The organism is Pseudomonas sp. E102 (assembly GCF_052660185.1).
Genome location: NZ_CP084025.1, coordinates 1,597,720 through 1,615,615 on the forward strand (window position 1 = coordinate 1,597,720; position 17,896 = coordinate 1,615,615).

Sequence of the window (17,896 nt, forward strand, 5' to 3'; positions counted from 1 at the left end):
GAGCCAGCATGGGCCAGACTCGTTTTGCCAGTGGGCGTAAATTGGATGTCATCTGCCTGGGACGCCTGGGCGTCGATCTCTATGCGCAGCAGGTCGGCGCGCGGCTGGAAGATGTCAGCAGTTTTGCCAAGTACCTGGGTGGATCGTCGGCCAACATCGCCTTCGGTACGGCCCGCCTGGGGCTGAAATCGGCGATGTTGAGCCGTGTAGGCGACGATCACATGGGGCGTTTCCTGGTGCAGTCCCTCGCCCGGGAAGGCTGTGACGTCAGCGGCATCAAGGTCGATGCCGAGCGCCTGACCGCCATGGTCTTGCTGGGTATCAAGGATCGCGAGACCTTTCCCCTGGTGTTCTACCGGGAAAACTGCGCGGACATGGCGCTGCGGGCCGAAGACATCGACGAAACCTTTATCGCTTCCAGCAAGGCGCTGCTGATCACCGGCACTCATTTCTCTACCGAAGGCGTCTACAACGCGAGCATCCAGGCGCTGGACCATGCCCGAAAACACAACGTCAAATGCGTTCTCGACATCGATTACCGCCCGGTCCTCTGGGGCCTGGCGAGCAAGGCCGACGGTGAAACCCGTTTCGTTGCCGACCGCAAGGTCAGCCAGCACGTGCAAGGCATCCTGGCGCGTTTCGACCTGATCGTCGGCACCGAGGAAGAATTCCTCATCGCTGGCGGCAGCGAGGACCTGCTGGCCGCGCTGCGTACGGTGCGCGCGCTGACGGCGGCAACCCTGGTGGTCAAGCTCGGCCCACAAGGATGTACGGTGATCCACGGTGACATCCCGAACCGATTGGAAGACGGCGCCATTTACCCGGGCGTTAGGGTCGAAGTCTTGAATGTGCTGGGTGCCGGTGATGCGTTCATGTCCGGGTTCCTCGCCGGTTGGCTGGAGGACGCCGACGATGAGCGCTGCTGCCAGTTGGCCAATGCCTGCGGTGGCCTGGTGGTTTCGCGCCATGCCTGCGCTCCGGCGATGCCGACCCGGGCCGAACTCGACTATTTGTTCAACAGCCCGGTGCCCATCACCCGACCGGACCAGGATGCCGCGCTGCAACGGCTGCATCAGGTGAGCGTGCCGCGCAGGGCCTGGAAGCAGTTGTTCATCTTCGCCTTCGACCATCGCTGGCAACTGGTGGAACTGGCTCAGCGCGGCGGGCGTGGCCTCGACAGTATCAGCGAGCTCAAGCAACTGTTCATCCAGGCTGTGCAGCGGGTCGAGGTCGACCTGCAACGCCAGGGTATCGCCGCCGATGTCGGTTTGCTGGCCGATCAGCGCTTTGGCCAGGACTCCCTCAACGCGGCCACCGGGCGTGGCTGGTGGGTGGCGCGGCCGGTGGAAGTGCAGGGCTCGCGGCCGCTGGCGTTCGAGCACGGGCGCTCCATCGGCAGCAACCTGATTGCCTGGCCGCAGGAACAGATCATCAAATGCCTGGTTCAATTTCACCCCGACGACGAACCGCTGCTGCGCCTGGAACAAGAGGCCCAGTTGATGGGCTTGTACAAGGCGTCCCAGGTCAGCGGTCATGCGTTGCTGCTGGAAGTCATCCCGCCGAAGGATCATCCATCAGCCCATCCGGACGTGCTCTATCGCGCCCTCAAGCGCCTCTACAACCTGGGTATTTTCCCGGCGTGGTGGAAGATCGAAGCGCAGACTGCCCAAGAGTGGAAGCAACTCGACGAGTTGATCCAGCAGCGCGACCCGTACTGCCGTGGCGTGGTGCTGCTGGGCCTCAACGCCCCGGCCGCCGCATTGGCCGAGGGCTTCCGCCAGGCCAGCCAGAGCACCACCTGCCGGGGCTTTGCCGTGGGCCGGACGATTTTCCAGGAGCCGAGCCGGGCCTGGATGGCCGGGGAGATCGATGACGAAACGTTGATCCGGGACGTGCAGGGGCGGTTTGTGGAATTGATCGAGGCGTGGCGCAGTGCCCGGGCTTGATGGGTGTTGTGGCGGCTTTTGTGGCGAGGGGATTTATCCCCGCTGGGTCGCGAAGCGGCCCCAAACCCGGCAACTCGGTGTGTCAGGCAACTTGCATTAAGTCTTTAAGGGGCCGCTTCGCAGCCCAGCGGGGATAAATCCCCTCGCCACGATAAGTATTCCAAACGGTTTTCGTTATTCAGTTTGAAAAACAATAAAAGGTGCAGCCATGCCCGCTATTCGAATTGGCATCAACCCGATTTCCTGGAGCAACGACGACCTGCCGTCCCTTGGCGGCGAGACGCCCTTGAGCACGGCGCTGAGCGAAGGCAAGGAAATCGGCTACGAAGGGTTTGAGCTCAACGGCAAGTTCCCCAAGGACGCCAAGGGCGTCGGCGACGTGTTGCGCCCGTACGACCTGGCGCTGGTTTCCGGCTGGTATTCCAGTCGATTGGCGCGGCGTTCGGCGGCCGAGGAAATCGACGCCATCGCCAGCCATGTCGAACTGCTGGCGCAGAACGGCGCGACGGTATTGGTCTATGGCGAAGTGGCTGACTCCATCCAGGGCCAGCGCATCCCCTTGATCGAACGCCCGCGCTTTCACACCGACGAAGCCTGGCAAGCCTACGCCGACAAGCTCACCGAACTGGCGCGCTTCACCCTGTCCCAGGGCGTGCGACTGGCCTATCACCACCACATGGGCGCCTACGTAGAATCGCCTTCGGACATCGACAAGCTGATGGCCCTGACCGGCAGCGAAGTGGGCCTGCTGTTCGACTCTGGGCATTGCTACATGGGCGGTGGCGAACCGCTGCAAGTCTTGCGCAAGCACATCGAGCGCATCTGTCACGTGCATTTCAAGGACGTGCGCAAACCCGTGGTGCAGCTGGCGCGCAACAACCTCTGGAGTTTCCCCGACTGCATCATCAATGGCACCTTCACCGTGCCGGGGGATGGCGACATCGATTTCGCTGCGTTGCTCGACGTCCTACTGGCTGCCGACTACCAAGGGTGGCTGGTGGTGGAAGCCGAGCAGGACCCCGCCGTGGCGCCGAGTTATGTCTACGCCAAGAAGGGCTACGACACCTTGCGTGCCCTGCTGCAAGAGAGGATGCCGGCATGAGCCTGTTGATCAAGAGCAATCCCGGCGGCCAGAAACTGGTCGAACTGCCCCATGGTGCGTTGGATTACGTGGGCTTCGCGGCCTACCGCCTGAGCCTCGGAGAAACCCTTCCGGTGATGGCCGGTGACAAGGAGTTGTGTGTGGTCTTGCTCAGCGGGCGTATCGACCTCAAGGGCGAAGCGCCGGGGCAGGGAACGTTCAGCTGGGACAACCTCGGTGACCGCCACTCGGTGTTCGAGGATAAATCCCCCTACGCCGCATACCTGCCACCCGGCAGCCAGGCCCAGGTGACGGCCTTGAGCGACGTGCAAGTAGCGGTGTGCGCCGCGCCGGGCGCGGCCAGCAATGAATACGGACCACGGCTGATCCGCCCGCAAAGCATGAAACGCAGCGTTCGCGGCAAGGGCGCCAATACTCGTTATGTCTGCGACATCCTGCCCGACAGCGAACCGGCCCACTCGCTGCTGGTAGTGGAAGTGCGCACGCCGTCCGGTCATTCGTCCAGCTATCCGCCCCACAAGCACGACACCGACGACCTGCCGCACCAGAGCTTTCTCGAAGAGACCTACTACCACCAGGTCAACCCGTCCCAGGGCTTCGTGTTCCAGCGGGTCTACACCGACGACCGCAGCATCGACCAGGCCATGGCCGTGGAAAACAGTGACCTGGTGGTGGTGCCCAAGGGTTACCACCCGGTCAGCGTGCCCTACGGGTACGAGTCGTATTACCTGAATGTCATGGCCGGTCCGAAGCGGGTCTGGCAGTTCCATAACGACCCGCAGCACAGCTGGCTGCTCGACCTCTGAATTCGAACATTCCAACGGAGAACCAGGACAATGAGCGACACCCCGGTAATAGGCCATTACATCAACGGCCAAGTGCAGGATGGCGACACCGCTCGCTCCAGCAATGTCTTCAACCCGGCCACCGGCGCGGTGCAGGCCCGGGTGGCCCTGGCCGAGCCGAGTACCGTCGAGGCAGCGGTGGCCTCGGCGCTGGCGGCGTTCCCGGCCTGGTCCGAGCAATCGTCGTTGCGACGGTCGCGGGTGATGTTCAAGTTCAAGGAATTGCTCGACCGCCACCATGATGAGTTGGCGCAGATCATCAGCCGTGAACACGGCAAGGTGCTGTCCGACGCCCACGGCGAAGTCACCCGCGGTATCGAAATCGTCGAGTACGCCTGCGGTGCGCCGAGCCTGCTCAAGACCGATTTCAGCGACAACATTGGCGGCGGTATCGATAACTGGAATTTGCGCCAACCGCTGGGCGTTTGCGCTGGCGTCACGCCGTTCAATTTCCCGGTCATGGTGCCGTTGTGGATGATTCCCCTGGCGCTGGTTGCCGGCAACTGCTTCATCCTCAAGCCTTCGGAACGCGACCCGTCCGCCAGCCTGCTGATGGCCCGCTTGCTGACCGAAGCCGGCCTGCCGGACGGCGTATTCAATGTCGTCCAGGGCGACAAGGCGGCCGTGGATGCGCTATTGCAGCACCCGGACATCGAGGCGATCTCCTTTGTCGGCTCCACGCCCATCGCCGAATACATCCACCAGCAGGGTACGGCGCACGGTAAGCGCGTGCAGGCCCTGGGTGGGGCGAAGAACCACATGATCGTCATGCCCGATGCCGACCTCGACCAGGCGGCGGACGCGCTGATCGGCGCGGCCTACGGTTCTGCCGGCGAGCGCTGCATGGCGATTTCCATCGCGGTGGCGGTGGGCGACGTGGGCGATGAGCTGATCGCCCGATTGTTGCCACGTATCGACCAACTGAAAGTCGGCAATGGCCAGCAACCCGGCTCCGACATGGGGCCGTTGGTCACCGCCGAACACAAGGCCAAGGTAGAAGGCTTCATCGATGCTGGCGTGGCCGAGGGTGCGCGACTGATCGTCGACGGCCGGGGCTTCAAGGTGCCGGGGGCCGAGCAGGGATTTTTTGTCGGCGCGACGCTGTTCGACCAGGTCACCGCCGAGATGAGCATCTACCAACAGGAGATTTTCGGCCCGGTGCTGGGCATCGTTCGTGTGCCGGATTTCGCCACGGCGGTGGCGCTGATCAATGCCCATGAGTTTGGCAACGGCGTGTCGTGCTTCACCCGTGATGGCGGCATCGCCCGGGCGTTCGCCCGCAGCATCAAGGTCGGCATGGTGGGCATCAATGTGCCGATCCCGGTGCCCATGGCCTGGCACTCCTTTGGCGGCTGGAAGCGTTCGCTGTTCGGGGATCACCATGCCTATGGCGAGGAAGGCCTGCGTTTCTACAGCCGCTACAAGAGCGTGATGCAGCGCTGGCCCGACAGCATCGCCAAGGGCCCCGAGTTCAGCATGCCCACTGCCCAATAACTCATTTCATGAATGCCGGAGGGAGAACAACAATGAACAAGCCCCTGCGTTTTGCCTTGAATCGAATGGTTGCCCCGCGCCTGTCGCTGCCTGCTTTCATCGACCTGGCGCTGGCGTTGAAGACCGATGCCATCGAGATTCGCAATGACCTCAAAGGTGTCGAGATCGAAGACGGCATGCCGCCGGCCCATGTCCGCGAGTTGTGCGAGGCGCGCGGCATCAAAGTGCTGTCCATCAACGCCCTGTACCCGTTCGATGTGTGGAACGAAGAGCGCCGTGCCCAGGCCGTGCGCCTGGCCGATTACGCCCGCGAGTGTGGCGCCGAGGGATTGGTGATGTGCCCGCTCAACGATCGCGCCGATCCGCGCAGCGAGGTCGAGCGAGCGGCGGGTTTGCGTACTGCCTTAAGTGAACTTGCGCCGATCCTGCGCGCCTTCGGCATCTACGGTTTCATCGAACCCTTGGGTTTTGCAGAATGCTCGCTACGCCGCAAGCGCACGGCGGTGGAAGCGATCAAGGCCACCGACGGGCTGGATGTGTTTCGCCTGGTGCATGACACCTTCCATCACCATCTGGCCGGCGAGCAGGAGTTCTTCCCTGAATTGACCGGGCTGGTTCACATCTCAGGGGTCGAGGATGCCCAAGCGCCACTGGCGACCATTCGCGACGGCCACCGAGTGCTGGTGGGCGAGGGGGATATTCTCGGCAATGCCGGGCAGATCGAGGCGCTGCTCCGCGGCGGCTATGACGGTTACCTGTCCTTCGAGCCGTTTGCCGAAAGTGTTCATGAGTTGGCCGATATTCGCCAGGCATTGGGGGCGAGCATGAATCACTTGCAAAGCTCCTGGGCCGGCTCCCCGAACAATGGAGGACCCCTGTGGGAGCGAGCTTGCTCGCGATGACGGCGCTCCAATCAATGCATGAGTTGCCTGACACACCGCTATCGCGAGCAAGCTCGCTCCCACAGTTGACCGAGTTGCGTTTGAAAAAGGTGCAAGCATGACCACAACAAGACTGACCATGGCCCAGGCCCTGGTGAAATTTCTCGATAACCAGTACGTCGAGGTCGATGGCGTCCAGAGCAAGTTCGTCGCCGGGGTGTTTACCATTTTCGGCCATGGCAACGTGCTGGGCCTGGGCCAGGCGCTGGAGCAGGACAGCGGCGACCTAGTGGTTCATCAGGGCCGCAACGAACAAGGCATGGCTCATGCCGCCATCGGGTTTGCCAAGCAGCATCTGCGGCGCAGAATCTACGCCTGTACCTCGTCGGTTGGTCCCGGCGCGGCGAACATGCTGACCGCCGCCGCCACCGCGACGGCCAATCGCATCCCGCTGCTGCTGTTACCTGGCGATGTCTATGCCAGTCGTCAGCCGGACCCGGTGCTGCAACAGATCGAGCAATTCCATGACCTGAGCATCAGCACCAACGATGCCTTCAAGGCCGTGAGCAAATACTGGGATCGCATCAACCGCCCCGAGCAATTGATGACTGCCGCGATCCAGGCCATGCGCGTGCTCACCGACCCGGCCGAGACCGGCGCGGTGACCCTAGCGCTGCCCCAGGACGTCCAGGCCGAAGCCTACGATTACCCGGATTATTTTTTGCAGAAACGCGTGCACCGCATCGACCGCCGGCCAGCCACCGAAGCGATGCTCGGCGATGCCCTGGCGTTGTTCAAGGGCAAGCGCAAGCCATTGATCATCTGCGGTGGCGGGGTGAAGTACTCCGGGGCCAATGCTGCATTGCAAGCCTTTGCCGAGCGCTTCGAGATTCCCTTTGCCGAGACTCAGGCGGGAAAAAGCGCCATCGTCTCCAGCCACCCGCTGAATGTCGGTGGCGTTGGCGAGACCGGCTGCCTGGCGGCGAACCTGCTGGCCAAGGAAGCGGACCTGATCATCGGCATCGGCACCCGCTACAGCGATTTCACCACAGCGTCGAAATGGCTGTTTCAGCATTGCGACGTGCAATTTCTCAACCTCAACATCAGCCCGTGCGATGCGCTGAAACTCGATGGCGTGCAACTGCTGGCCGACGCCCGTTCGGGCCTGGAGGCGCTGGCCGACAAGCTGGGGGACTACCGTGCCGAATGGGGCGCGCAGATCGCCGACGCCAAGGCCCAGCTCGACGCCGAAGTGGACCGGATCTACCAGGCAGATTTCCAGACCCAGGACTTCGTCCCGGAAATCAACGATCACATGGACCCCGCAGTGTTTCGTGAATTCATCGAGCTCACGGGGTCCTGCCTGACCCAAAGTCGCGTGCTTGGCACCCTCAACGAAACCCTGGCGGACGACGCCATCATCGTCGCCGCCGCCGGCAGCCTGCCCGGCGACCTGCAGCGCAGTTGGCGCAGCAAGGGCGTGAATACTTACCACGTCGAATACGCTTATTCATGCATGGGCTATGAGGTGAATGCCGCCCTGGGGGTGAAACTCGCCGAGCCCGATAAAGAGGTCTACGCGCTGGTGGGCGACGGCTCCTACATGATGCTGCACTCGGAACTCGCAACCTCCATCCAGGAGCGGCGCAAGATCAACATCGTGCTGCTGGACAACATGACCTTCGGTTGCATCAACAACCTGCAAATGGAACACGGCATGGACAGCTTCGGCACCGAGTTCCGCTTCCGCAACCCCGAGACGGGCAAGCTCGATGGCGGCTTTGTGCCGGTGGATTTCGCCATGAGCGCGGCGGCCTATGGCTGCAAGACCTACACGGTCAAGACGTTGGACGAGTTGTATGCGGCATTGGCCGACGCCCGGCGCCAGACGGTCTCGACCCTGATCGACATCAAGGTCCTGCCCAAGACCATGATCCACAAATACCTGTCCTGGTGGCGAGTCGGCGTGGCGCAGGTCTCCACCAGCGCCCGCACCGATGCCGTCGCCAAGACCCTCAACGAACGACTGGCCAAGGCCCGTCAATACTGATTGCGCCAACACCTACATAAGGAGTTCAACATGTCTTTGAAGCTGGGCGTCATCGGCACCGGGGCCATCGGCCAGGACCACATCCGTCGTTGCAGCCAGACCTTGCTCAACAGCCAGGTGGTGGCAGTGACTGACATCAACCTTGCCCAGGCGGCGAAAGTGGTGGCCGACCTCAAACTGACCGCCGAGGTCTATCCGGACGGCCACGCGTTGATCGCGGCGCCGGACGTCGAGGCGATCCTCGTCACCTCCTGGGGGCCGAGCCATGAAGAGTTCGTGCTGGCGGCCATCGCGGCAGGCAAACCGGTGTTCTGCGAAAAGCCCCTGGCGGTCACGGCCGAAGGCTGCCGCAAAATCGTCGACGCCGAAGTGGCCCACGGCAAGCGCCTGGTGCAGGTGGGCTTCATGCGCCCTTACGATGAAGGTTACCGCGCGCTCAAATCGGTGATCGACAGCGGCCAGATTGGCGAGCCGTTGATGCTGCATTGCGCCCACCGCAACCCGAGCGTGGGGGAGAACTACAAGACCGACATGGCGATCACCGATACCCTGATCCATGAGCTGGACGTGCTGCGTTGGCTGCTGGCCGACGACTATGTGTCGGTACAGGTGGTGTTCCCGCGCAAGAGCAGCAAGGCTTTGGCCCACCTGCGGGACCCGCAGATCGTTCTGCTGGAAACCGCCAAGGGCACGCGGGTCGACGTCGAGGTGTTCGTCAACTGCCAGTACGGTTACGACATCCAATGCGAAGTGGTGGGGGAGACCGGCATCGCCAAGCTGCCGGAACCGTCCCAGGTGCAACTGCGCAGCGGCGCCAAGCTGTCCAATGCCATCCTGATGGATTGGAAGGATCGCTTCATCGCCGCTTATGACGTCGAATTGCAGGCGTTCATCGACGGCGTGCGTGCCGGGCAAGTAGGCGGGCCGTCGGCCTGGGATGGTTTCGCCGCGGCGGTGGCGGCGGATGCCTGTGTCCAAGCGCAGCAGAGTGGGCAGATCATCAAGGTCGAGCTGCCGGAGCGGCCACGCTTTTACGGCTGACCACATTCCCTCTGTGGAATGCAGTCAATTGTGGGAGCGAGCCTGCTCGCGAAGGCGTCAGGCCAGTCAATATTCATGTTGGTTGACACACCGCTTTCGCGAGCAGGCTCGCTCCCACAGGGGCCCGGCGTTATTTCCAGATAAGGAGCTTTCATGCGAATCGGACTAGTGGGCTATGGCAAGGGCGGGCGGTTTTTTCATGCGGCGCTCATCAGCAGCCTGCCGGGCGCTACGTTTGTCGGGGTGGTGACCCGTTCCGCCGAGCGACGCCAGCAATTGGCAACCGAGCATCCGCGGGTCCAGGCCTTCGATAGTCTTGAGCAACTGGTGGCGGCCGGCGTTGATGCGGTGGTGGTGTCCACGCCGCTGCAAGCGCGCCCTGCCATTGTGATGGAGGCCATCGAGCACGGCGTGGCGGTGGTCAGCGACAAGCCATTCGCCCTTGATGCCGGGCAGGCCGAAGCGATGGTGTTGGCTGCCGAACGACGCAACGTACCGTTGAGCGTGTACCAGAACCGCCGCTGGGATTCGGATTTCCTGACGGTGCGCAAATTGCTTTCATCCGGTGCCCTGGGGCAGGTCATTCGTTTTGAGTCCAGCGTCGAACGTTACTCGCCGACCTCGGTGGGCAAAGCCAGTGGCGGGGGCTTCCTGCGGGATTTGGGCAGCCATCTGGTGGACCAGGCGCTGCAATTGTTCGGGCCGGTGACCCGGGTGTATGCCGAGCTGGATTATCGACAGCCAGGCCAGGCCTACGACAACGGTTTTTTCATGTCGTTGGTCCACGCAAGCGGTGTGGTCTCGCACTTGAGCGGCAATTGCCTGCAAAGCGCTCCGCGCCCAAGGTTTCGGGTCAGTGGCAGCGAAGGCTGCTATACCGTCGAAGGCCTCGATGGTCAGGAGGCCCTGGCGTTGGCGGGACTGAGCCCCGCCACCGAGGGCGAACGTTGGGGCACGGAAGAACATCGGCGCTGGGGCTGGTTCGAACACGGTGCCGAGCGCGAGCGGGTAGCCTCGGAACGGGGCTGCTGGCTCGCGTTCTATCAGCGTCTACAGACAGCGTTGCAGGGCGACGGCCCGCTGCCCGTTGCGGCCCGCGATGCCCTGGCCACCACACGCCTCCTGGACGCGGCAAGACAGAGCGCGGAGCAGGGACAGGTGGTGTGTTTATCTGAGCCGGTAGGACATGGAATAAAAAACGAATAAAATTCTAAAATGAGTTGATATGGAAAATATTTTCCAATAAAGTCGATTCCAGGTTACCGACAACCCTGTCCGCGTTTATCCAGGCTCGCCCTGAATGGACGAAGGACGAAACAAAAACAAGAAACACAGCCAGGTACCGTCGATGAAAACCTTCAACCGCTCTGCGTTTCACCTGCCATTGTCCTTGCGCCTGTCCGCAATCCTTCCCTTGTTCGAAGCCCTGTGCATCCAGCGCAGGGGCGCCGTGGTGTGCTGCATGCCCGGCGCACCGATCGTGCGTTTACCACGTTCCTGAAGTCCGTTACGCCTTATCCATAAGACCAACAAAAAAGTGGAGAAAGAACGTTCATGAACACCAAGACCCGTATTGCCTCGCTGGCCCTGTCATTGATGTTTGCCAGCGGCGCTGCCCTGGCGGACCTGAAGATCGGCGTCAGCATGTCCCAGTTCGATGACACCTGGTTGACCTACCTGCGCGAGTCCATGGACAAGAAAGCCAAGGCCCTGCCGGACGGCGTCACGTTGCAGTTCGAAGATGCGCGCAGCGACGTGGTCAAGCAATTGAGTCAGGTAGAAAGCTTCATCAGCCAGAAGGTCGACGCGCTCATCGTCAACCCGGTGGACACCGCCGCGACCCAACGCATCACCAAGGCCGCCGTGGCCGCCGGCATTCCGCTGGTGTACGTCAACCGCCGTCCGGACGACCCGAAACTGCCGGAAGGCGTGGTCACCGTGGCCTCGGATGACCTTGAGGCCGGGCGCATGCAGATGCAGTACCTGGCCGACAAGATGGGCGGCAAGGGTGAGATCGTGATCCTGCTGGGCGATTTGGCGAACAACTCCACCACCAACCGCACCAAGGGCGTCAAGGAAGTCCTCGCCAAGTACCCGGACATCAAGATCGAGCAGGAGCAGACGGGCACGTGGTCCCGGGACAAGGGCATGACCCTGGTCAATGACTGGCTGACCCAAGGCCGCGAGTTCAACGCCGTGGTGTCCAACAACGATGAAATGGCCATTGGCGCCGCCATGGCCCTCAGGCAAACGGGCGCCAAGAAGGGCAGCGTGTTGATCGCAGGGGTCGACGGCACGCCGGACGGCTTGAACGCCATCAAGAAAGGCGACATGGCGGTCTCGGTGTTCCAGGACGCCAAGGGTCAAGCCGACGGCTCGATCGATACCGCGGTGAAAATGGTCAAGAAGCAGCCGGTCGAGCAATCCGTCTGGGTGCCATATCGCTTGATCACGCCGGAGAACGTCGATCAGTTCAAGTAACGCTTCACCTGTTTCATCACAACAATAAACAGGCAAGGTCGCCGCGCCGACCTTGCCCAGGGAGTACCCACCATGTTCGCATCAGCGACTGCTTCGAGCGCCCCGGCGGCAACGTTCCGGCCGGACGCATTACCTGACGAACCGTACCTGTTGGAGGTCGTCAACGTCAGCAAAGGCTTCCCTGGCGTCGTGGCCCTGTCAGACGTGCAATTGCGGGTACGCCCCGGCTCGGTGCTGGCCTTGATGGGGGAAAACGGTGCGGGCAAATCCACGCTGATGAAGATCATCGCCGGCATCTACCAGCCCGACGCCGGCGAGCTGCGCCTGCGGGGCAAGCCGGTGACCTTCGACACCCCCCTGGCGGCCTTGCAGGCCGGGATCGCCATGATCCACCAGGAACTGAACCTGATGCCCCACATGAGCATCGCCGAAAACATCTGGATCGGCCGCGAACAGCTCAACGGCCTGCACATGATCGATCATGGTGAAATGCACCGCTGCACCGCCCGGTTGCTGGAGCGCTTGCGCATCAAGCTTGACCCGGAGGAGCAGGTGGGCAACCTGAGCATTGCCGAACGGCAGATGGTGGAGATCGCCAAGGCCGTCTCGTATGACTCCGACATCCTGATCATGGACGAACCGACTTCGGCCATCACCGAGACCGAAGTCGCCCATTTGTTCTCGATCATCGCCGACCTCAAGGCCCAGGGTAAGGGCATCATCTACATCACCCATAAAATGAACGAAGTCTTCGCCATCGCCGATGAAGTGGCGGTGTTTCGCGACGGCGCCTACATCGGCCTGCAACGGGCCGACAGCATGGATGGCGACAGCCTGATTTCGATGATGGTCGGGCGTGAGTTGAGCCAATTGTTCCCCGAGCGGGACAAACCTATCGGCGATCGGGTCCTGTCGGTACGGGACTTGAGCCTGGCGGGTATTTTCAAAGGGGTGTCGTTCGACCTGCACGCCGGGGAAATCCTCGGTATTGCCGGGTTGATGGGCTCGGGCCGGACCAACGTCGCCGAGGCGATTTTCGGCGTCACCCCTGCCACTGGCGGCGAAATCCTGCTGGACGGCCAGCCGGTCCACATCAGCGATCCGCACATGGCGATCGAGAAGGGCTTCGCGCTGTTGACCGAGGATCGCAAGCTCAGCGGCTTGTTCCCCTGCCTGTCGGTGCTGGAAAACATGGAAATGGCCGTGCTGCCCCATTACGTCGGCAACGGTTTCATCCAGCAAAAAGCCCTGCGCGCCTTGTGCGAGGACATGTGCAAGAAGCTGCGGGTCAAGACACCGTCCCTGGAGCAGTGCATCGACACTCTATCCGGCGGTAACCAGCAGAAGGCCTTGCTGGCCCGCTGGCTGATGACCAACCCGCGCATCCTGATCCTCGACGAACCGACCCGCGGCATCGATGTCGGCGCCAAGGCCGAGATCTACCGACTCATTGCCTACCTCGCCAGCGAAGGCATGGCGGTCATCATGATTTCTTCGGAGCTGCCTGAGGTGCTGGGCATGAGCGACCGCGTCATGGTGATGCACGAAGGCGACCTGATGGGCACCCTCGACCGCAGCGAAGCCACCCAGGAACGAGTCATGCAACTGGCGTCGGGCCTGTCCTGATGCCTGCCGGGCGAATCAATAACGTCGAGCAATAATCCCGTGGCGAGGGAGCAAGCTTCCTCGCCACAGATAAAAAAGGTGATTGGCTATGAACGCGATATTGGAAAACAAACCCGCCGCCGCACCGGCCAGGACGCGTCGGCGGCTGCCCACGGAACTGAGCATTTTCCTGGTGCTGATCGGCATCGGCCTGGTGTTCGAGCTGTTCGGCTGGATCATGCGCGACCAGAGTTTCCTGATGAACTCCCAGCGCCTGGTGCTGATGATCCTGCAAGTGTCGATCATCGGCCTGCTGGCCATCGGCGTGACCCAGGTGATCATCACCACCGGCATCGACTTGTCGTCAGGTTCGGTGCTGGCGTTGTCGGCGATGATTGCCGCGAGCCTGGCCCAGACTTCGGATTTTTCCCGGGCGGTATTTCCTTCCCTGACGGACCTGCCCGTGTGGATACCGGTGGTGGCGGGCCTCGGCGTGGGGCTGCTGGCGGGGGCGATCAACGGCAGCATCATCGCCGTTACCGGCATCCCGCCTTTTATCGCCACCCTCGGCATGATGGTCTCGGCCCGCGGCTTGGCGCGTTATTACACCGAAGGCCAGCCGGTGAGCATGTTGTCCGATTCGTACACCGCCATCGGTCATGGCGCTATGCCGGTGATCATCTTCCTGGTGGTGGCGGTGATCTTCCACGTCGCCTTGCGCTACACCAAGTACGGTAAATACACCTACGCCATCGGCGGCAACATGCAGGCGGCGCGGACCTCGGGCATCAACGTCAAGCGCCACCTGGTGATCGTCTACAGCATCGCCGGGCTGCTGGCGGGCTTGGCCGGCGTCGTGGCCTCGGCGCGGGCGGCGACCGGGCAGGCCGGCATGGGCATGTCTTACGAGCTCGACGCGATCGCCGCGGCGGTCATTGGCGGCACCAGCCTGGCCGGTGGAGTGGGGCGCATCACCGGGACGGTGATCGGTGCGCTGATCCTCGGGGTAATGGCCAGTGGTTTTACCTTTGTCGGTGTCGATGCCTATATCCAGGACATCATCAAGGGTCTGATCATTGTCGTCGCGGTGGTGATCGATCAGTACCGCAACAAGCGCAAACTCAAACGCTGACATGCCTGAGGTTGCGACAAAGCGCCACGCCTGACCCGCGTGGCGTTGCCATTTGTCTTCTTGATACAGCCATCGCAGCGAATTTCTTGTTATAAACGCACTCCGACGGCCGGCAGAAGCCTGTCAGACAGCATTTGAAGCGGTTGTCGGACATTTTCCCCATGTTTTCGGTTGCTGACGCCCCGACTCGGCCTTAGACTGCCGCCCCTCGTAAATTGAGTGCCGGGTGGCGCTTGGAATAAACGGCGCCTTCCCGATGAGCGTGGCTGCTTGATGCGGGACGCTCCATAATTCGCCTTAATGCACGTTTTTTTATAGAGAAATCAATGACAAAGGAAAAGTTGCTGGCCATGCCGGCGGATGACTACATGAATGCCGAGCAACTGGCTTACTTCACCAAGCTGTTGCAGAACATGAAAGTCGAAACCCACGAGCGCATCGAACAGAACCGAATCGCCATTGAGAGCCTGGACAGCCCGGCCGACCCGGCGGACGCAGCTTCCGTAGAAGAAGAGCGCACCTGGCTGGTCAACGCCATCGATCGCGACCAGCGCATGCTGCCGCAACTGGAGCAGGCCCTGGACCGTATCAACGACGAAAGCTTCGGCTGGTGCGACGACAGCGGCGAGCCGATCGGCCTCAAGCGCCTGTTGATCAGTCCGACCACCAAATACTGCATCGAAGCCCAGGAACGTCACGAGCAGATCGACAAGCACCAGCGCCAGGCCTGATACCGTTTTCGAAAAAGATCGCAGCCCTTCATCCGAAGCTGCGGTCTTTTTGCTTTTTGGTCATCACGCTTCTCGTTTTTTTGCCGAAAACACGACTAATGGACCATGGATAATGGCTCGATAGTGGCGTTTAATGCGGCCATAACAATGAGAAAAGTGGGTGACGAAAATGGCGACAGAAGGATCTCTGGCGGCGACAGCGTCGGCCTCGGTGCCAGTAGCGCGCGTTACAGCGCGCTGGCTTGCGCCGACTCTGCAAAGCCTGGCGCTGGTTTCGCTGCTGTGTGGCATGACCTTGGGCGGTTGGTCGTTGTACCTGGCGTTGCCGCTGGCGCTGCTCATCGTCTGGTTGCCACGCCTGCGCTCGCGGCTGAACAGCACACCGGTGCCGACGGCAAGCGACAGCCTGGCCGAGCTCACCCGCGATCTTTCCTACACCACCAGCCATAATGCACTGTCCGCCGCTGGCGTTGCCTATTCGGTCAAGCAGCTGGCGGGCAAGGTCCAGTCACAGCTCGGGGCCGCGGCGCAGATCGTTGGCAACGCCGAAGCGATGATCGCGACCGAGCAGGCCACCTCGCAGCTCAGTCAACAGGCCCTGGGCGCGGCCAGCGAGGCCCATCGCAGCAGTGTCGCCGGGCGCAGCGAGTTGGTCGAATCCATCAGCCGCATGCATCAGCTCAGTCAGCGCGCCAATGAAAGCCGCGAACTCATCGAGGCGCTGAGCGTGCGCAGCGACGAAATCCAGCGGGTGACCCTGGTGATTCAATCGATTGCCAGCCAGACCAACCTGTTGGCCCTTAACGCTGCGATCGAGGCGGCCCGTGCCGGGGAACATGGTCGCGGGTTTGCGGTGGTGGCCGACGAGGTGCGTGGGCTGGCCGGGCGCACTGCCGCGGCGACCGGCGAGGTCGGCGTGATGGTCGCGGATATCCAGCAGCGCACCGCGCAAGTCGTCGAGCAGATCCGCCAATTGGCCGGTGACCTGGACAGCGGTGTGCAGCAAGTCGAGCACACCGGCCAGCACCTGGAAAACATCGCGCGGCTTGCAGCCGGTGTCGAAACCCAGGTCAGCGCTATCGCCCAGGGTACCGACACTAACCGTGGACAACTCGATAGCCTGTTTCATGCGATCGAGCAAATGCGCGGTGACCTGGCGATCAGCGACCAGCAGACCCAGCGCCTGGCCGAGGCCGCTGTGCAGATGGAAGGCCAGGCCGAGACCATCAGCGAGCGCCTGGCCGAGGTGGGCCTGGACGATTATCACCAGCGGGTCTATGACTTGGCGCGGGAAGGGGCAAGCCGGATTGCCGCACAGTTCGAGGCGGATATCGACCAGGGGCGCGTCAGCCTGGAGGATCTGTTCGATCGCAGCTACCAACCGATCCCCAATACCCATCCGGCGAAGTTCCAGACCCGTTTCGACCGCTACACCGATCAGGTGCTGCCAGCGATCCAGGAACCGTTGCTGGCGCGGCATGAGGGGCTGGTCTTCGCGATTGCCTGCACTCAGCAGGGCTACGTGCCGACTCACAACAATACGTTCTGCCAGCCGTTGACTGGCGATCCGCAAGTGGACACGCTGAACAATCGCACCAAGCGCAAGTTCTCCGATCGCACCGGGATCCGCTGCGGCAGTCATCAACAGCCGGTGTTGCTGCAAACCTATACGCGGGACACGGGCGAGCTGATGCATGACCTGTCGGTGCCAATCATGCTCAAGGGACGTCATTGGGGTGGGTTGCGGCTGGGCTATAAGCCCGAGAAGCCGCGCTGAGTCTGATCACCGGCGATATGACTAACCTGTGGCGAGGGGATTTATCCCCGCTGGGGTGCGCAGCGCCCCTAATAGCTATCGCTGCGGTACGTCAGGGGGCTGCATTCCAGTCTTTCGAGGGGCTGCTCTGCAGCCCAGCGGGGATAAATCCCCTCGCCACAAAAACTCAACTGTCATTGGCTCATGTAGGGGTTATTTACCGTCGTGCAGGCGTACGTTCAGTTGATCCACCAATACCGCCTCTTCGCCGTCGGCAAGCAGCCATTCGCGAAGCAGATCTTGTTGCTGATTCGACCAGAAAGGCGCATCGACCAACTTGGTGTTCGGATCCAGCGGGTGCGCCATGATGAAATCATCGATGGCGTTGCCGTCCGAAGGCAGGCCAAGTTGGTCAAACAGGGTGCTGAGTTCGTGGGATGGTTGTTCCATTTTGTAGGACTCCTCTGGACTACCGCCGTCATGGCGCCTCGGTTGCTTCCCTCTATCTGAGGCGAGCAGTCGTCAGGAGTTCGATTGGCTTCAGGCTTTCAGCGCACCTTCGTCCACCGCGAGCTTCAGGGCCCGGGCTGACTCCTTGGCGGCCTCGGCCGCAAGTTCCGGCGTCTTGAACCAGCGATCCCTTTCTACCTGGTGATAGGTGACCGCAGTGGCGGCGGTTTTGGCGCGCATGACGATGACCGCTTGGAATTCGCCTTCTACCTCTCTGGCTTCGCCGCGGATGAAAAAATCGCCGATGTCTAGTTCCGTCACGTCGCGCCTTCCCTTCAAGTCATATTGTTGTACGAGCGTCGCCGATGGAGACGCTCGCTGG

Annotated in this window: 16 protein-coding genes; 14 read left to right on the forward strand and 2 right to left on the reverse strand. The window is 61.9% G+C overall.

What is annotated here, in order from left to right:
- Positions 1–8: 8 nt before the first annotated feature.
- The 14 genes from DOCECA_RS07425 to DOCECA_RS07490 all read left to right on the forward strand — a co-directional run bounded on the left by DOCECA_RS07425 (position 9) and on the right by DOCECA_RS07490 (position 17,085).
- A complete protein-coding gene (locus tag DOCECA_RS07425) occupies positions 9–1,946 on the forward strand; it encodes a bifunctional 5-dehydro-2-deoxygluconokinase/5-dehydro-2-deoxyphosphogluconate aldolase (RefSeq protein ID WP_445571679.1) in 1,938 nt (645 codons plus the stop codon).
- 208 nt (positions 1,947–2,154) lie between these two features.
- Positions 2,155–3,048, forward strand: coding sequence for a myo-inosose-2 dehydratase (gene iolE, locus DOCECA_RS07430; RefSeq protein ID WP_434563673.1), 894 nt, complete (start codon positions 2,155–2,157; stop codon positions 3,046–3,048).
- Positions 3,045–3,854: a 5-deoxy-glucuronate isomerase gene (gene iolB, locus DOCECA_RS07435; protein WP_434563675.1), complete on the forward strand. Its 810-nt coding sequence runs from the start codon at positions 3,045–3,047 to the stop codon at positions 3,852–3,854. The genes iolE and iolB overlap by 4 nt, the downstream gene beginning before the upstream one ends.
- A 30-nt stretch (positions 3,855–3,884) precedes the next feature.
- Positions 3,885–5,387: a CoA-acylating methylmalonate-semialdehyde dehydrogenase gene (locus DOCECA_RS07440; protein ID WP_445571680.1), complete on the forward strand. Its 1,503-nt coding sequence runs from the start codon at positions 3,885–3,887 to the stop codon at positions 5,385–5,387.
- A gap of 32 nt (positions 5,388–5,419) precedes the next feature.
- Positions 5,420–6,289, forward strand: coding sequence for a TIM barrel protein (locus DOCECA_RS07445; protein WP_434650807.1), 870 nt, complete (start codon positions 5,420–5,422; stop codon positions 6,287–6,289).
- Positions 6,290–6,386: 97 nt separating this feature from the next.
- A complete protein-coding gene (gene iolD, locus DOCECA_RS07450) occupies positions 6,387–8,318 on the forward strand; it encodes a 3D-(3,5/4)-trihydroxycyclohexane-1,2-dione acylhydrolase (decyclizing) (RefSeq protein ID WP_445571681.1) in 1,932 nt (643 codons plus the stop codon).
- A gap of 30 nt (positions 8,319–8,348) precedes the next feature.
- On the forward strand, positions 8,349–9,359 hold the full coding sequence (locus DOCECA_RS07455) for a Gfo/Idh/MocA family protein (protein WP_445571682.1): 1,011 nt from the start codon (positions 8,349–8,351) through the stop codon (positions 9,357–9,359).
- 153 nt (positions 9,360–9,512) lie between these two features.
- Positions 9,513–10,565, forward strand: a complete 1,053-nt coding sequence (locus DOCECA_RS07460) for a Gfo/Idh/MocA family protein (protein WP_445571683.1) — start codon at positions 9,513–9,515, stop codon at positions 10,563–10,565.
- Positions 10,566–10,659: 94 nt separating this feature from the next.
- Positions 10,660–10,860, forward strand: coding sequence for a hypothetical protein (locus DOCECA_RS07465; RefSeq protein ID WP_420766602.1), 201 nt, complete (start codon positions 10,660–10,662; stop codon positions 10,858–10,860).
- 53 nt (positions 10,861–10,913) lie between these two features.
- Positions 10,914–11,840: a sugar ABC transporter substrate-binding protein gene (locus DOCECA_RS07470; RefSeq protein ID WP_420766601.1), complete on the forward strand. Its 927-nt coding sequence runs from the start codon at positions 10,914–10,916 to the stop codon at positions 11,838–11,840.
- Between the two features lie 72 nt (positions 11,841–11,912).
- Entirely contained in the window at positions 11,913–13,466 is a 1,554-nt protein-coding gene (locus DOCECA_RS07475; RefSeq protein WP_434563689.1) for a sugar ABC transporter ATP-binding protein, read from the forward strand.
- An 88-nt stretch (positions 13,467–13,554) separates the two neighbouring features.
- Positions 13,555–14,577, forward strand: a complete 1,023-nt coding sequence (locus tag DOCECA_RS07480) for an ABC transporter permease (protein ID WP_420766599.1) — start codon at positions 13,555–13,557, stop codon at positions 14,575–14,577.
- A 326-nt stretch (positions 14,578–14,903) separates the two neighbouring features.
- The gene (locus DOCECA_RS07485; RefSeq protein WP_030141286.1) at positions 14,904–15,308 is read left to right on the forward strand and encodes a TraR/DksA family transcriptional regulator; all 405 of its coding nucleotides are present in this window, start codon (positions 14,904–14,906) and stop codon (positions 15,306–15,308) included.
- Positions 15,309–15,477: 169 nt separating this feature from the next.
- Complete coding sequence (locus DOCECA_RS07490; protein ID WP_445571684.1) at positions 15,478–17,085, forward strand: methyl-accepting chemotaxis protein; 1,608 nt, start codon at positions 15,478–15,480, stop codon at positions 17,083–17,085.
- Positions 17,086–17,277: 192 nt separating this feature from the next.
- Here the strand turns inward: DOCECA_RS07490 and DOCECA_RS07495 are convergent, their stop codons facing one another.
- On the reverse strand, positions 17,278–17,514 hold the full coding sequence (locus DOCECA_RS07495) for a DUF2789 family protein (RefSeq protein WP_420766597.1): 237 nt from the start codon (positions 17,512–17,514) through the stop codon (positions 17,278–17,280).
- A gap of 90 nt (positions 17,515–17,604) precedes the next feature.
- Positions 17,605–17,835, reverse strand: coding sequence for a hypothetical protein (locus DOCECA_RS07500; RefSeq protein WP_420766596.1), 231 nt, complete (start codon positions 17,833–17,835; stop codon positions 17,605–17,607).
- Positions 17,836–17,896: the final 61 nt, after the last annotated feature.

What these genes read in the sequence shown, in the direction of transcription:
- DOCECA_RS07425 (WP_445571679.1), top strand. Translation starts at nt 9, where the DNA reads ATGGGCCAGACTCGTTTTGCCAGTGGGCGTAAATTGGATGTCATCTGC.
- iolE (WP_434563673.1), top strand. Translation starts at nt 2,155, where the DNA reads ATGCCCGCTATTCGAATTGGCATCAACCCGATTTCCTGGAGCAACGAC.
- iolB (WP_434563675.1), top strand. Translation starts at nt 3,045, where the DNA reads ATGAGCCTGTTGATCAAGAGCAATCCCGGCGGCCAGAAACTGGTCGAA.
- DOCECA_RS07440 (WP_445571680.1), top strand. Translation starts at nt 3,885, where the DNA reads ATGAGCGACACCCCGGTAATAGGCCATTACATCAACGGCCAAGTGCAG.
- DOCECA_RS07445 (WP_434650807.1), top strand. Translation starts at nt 5,420, where the DNA reads ATGAACAAGCCCCTGCGTTTTGCCTTGAATCGAATGGTTGCCCCGCGC.
- iolD (WP_445571681.1), top strand. Translation starts at nt 6,387, where the DNA reads ATGACCACAACAAGACTGACCATGGCCCAGGCCCTGGTGAAATTTCTC.
- DOCECA_RS07455 (WP_445571682.1), top strand. Translation starts at nt 8,349, where the DNA reads ATGTCTTTGAAGCTGGGCGTCATCGGCACCGGGGCCATCGGCCAGGAC.
- DOCECA_RS07460 (WP_445571683.1), top strand. Translation starts at nt 9,513, where the DNA reads ATGCGAATCGGACTAGTGGGCTATGGCAAGGGCGGGCGGTTTTTTCAT.
- DOCECA_RS07465 (WP_420766602.1), top strand. Translation starts at nt 10,660, where the DNA reads ATGGACGAAGGACGAAACAAAAACAAGAAACACAGCCAGGTACCGTCG.
- DOCECA_RS07470 (WP_420766601.1), top strand. Translation starts at nt 10,914, where the DNA reads ATGAACACCAAGACCCGTATTGCCTCGCTGGCCCTGTCATTGATGTTT.
- DOCECA_RS07475 (WP_434563689.1), top strand. Translation starts at nt 11,913, where the DNA reads ATGTTCGCATCAGCGACTGCTTCGAGCGCCCCGGCGGCAACGTTCCGG.
- DOCECA_RS07480 (WP_420766599.1), top strand. Translation starts at nt 13,555, where the DNA reads ATGAACGCGATATTGGAAAACAAACCCGCCGCCGCACCGGCCAGGACG.
- DOCECA_RS07485 (WP_030141286.1), top strand. Translation starts at nt 14,904, where the DNA reads ATGACAAAGGAAAAGTTGCTGGCCATGCCGGCGGATGACTACATGAAT.
- DOCECA_RS07490 (WP_445571684.1), top strand. Translation starts at nt 15,478, where the DNA reads ATGGCGACAGAAGGATCTCTGGCGGCGACAGCGTCGGCCTCGGTGCCA.
- DOCECA_RS07495 (WP_420766597.1), bottom strand. Translation starts at nt 17,514, where the DNA reads ATGGAACAACCATCCCACGAACTCAGCACCCTGTTTGACCAACTTGGC.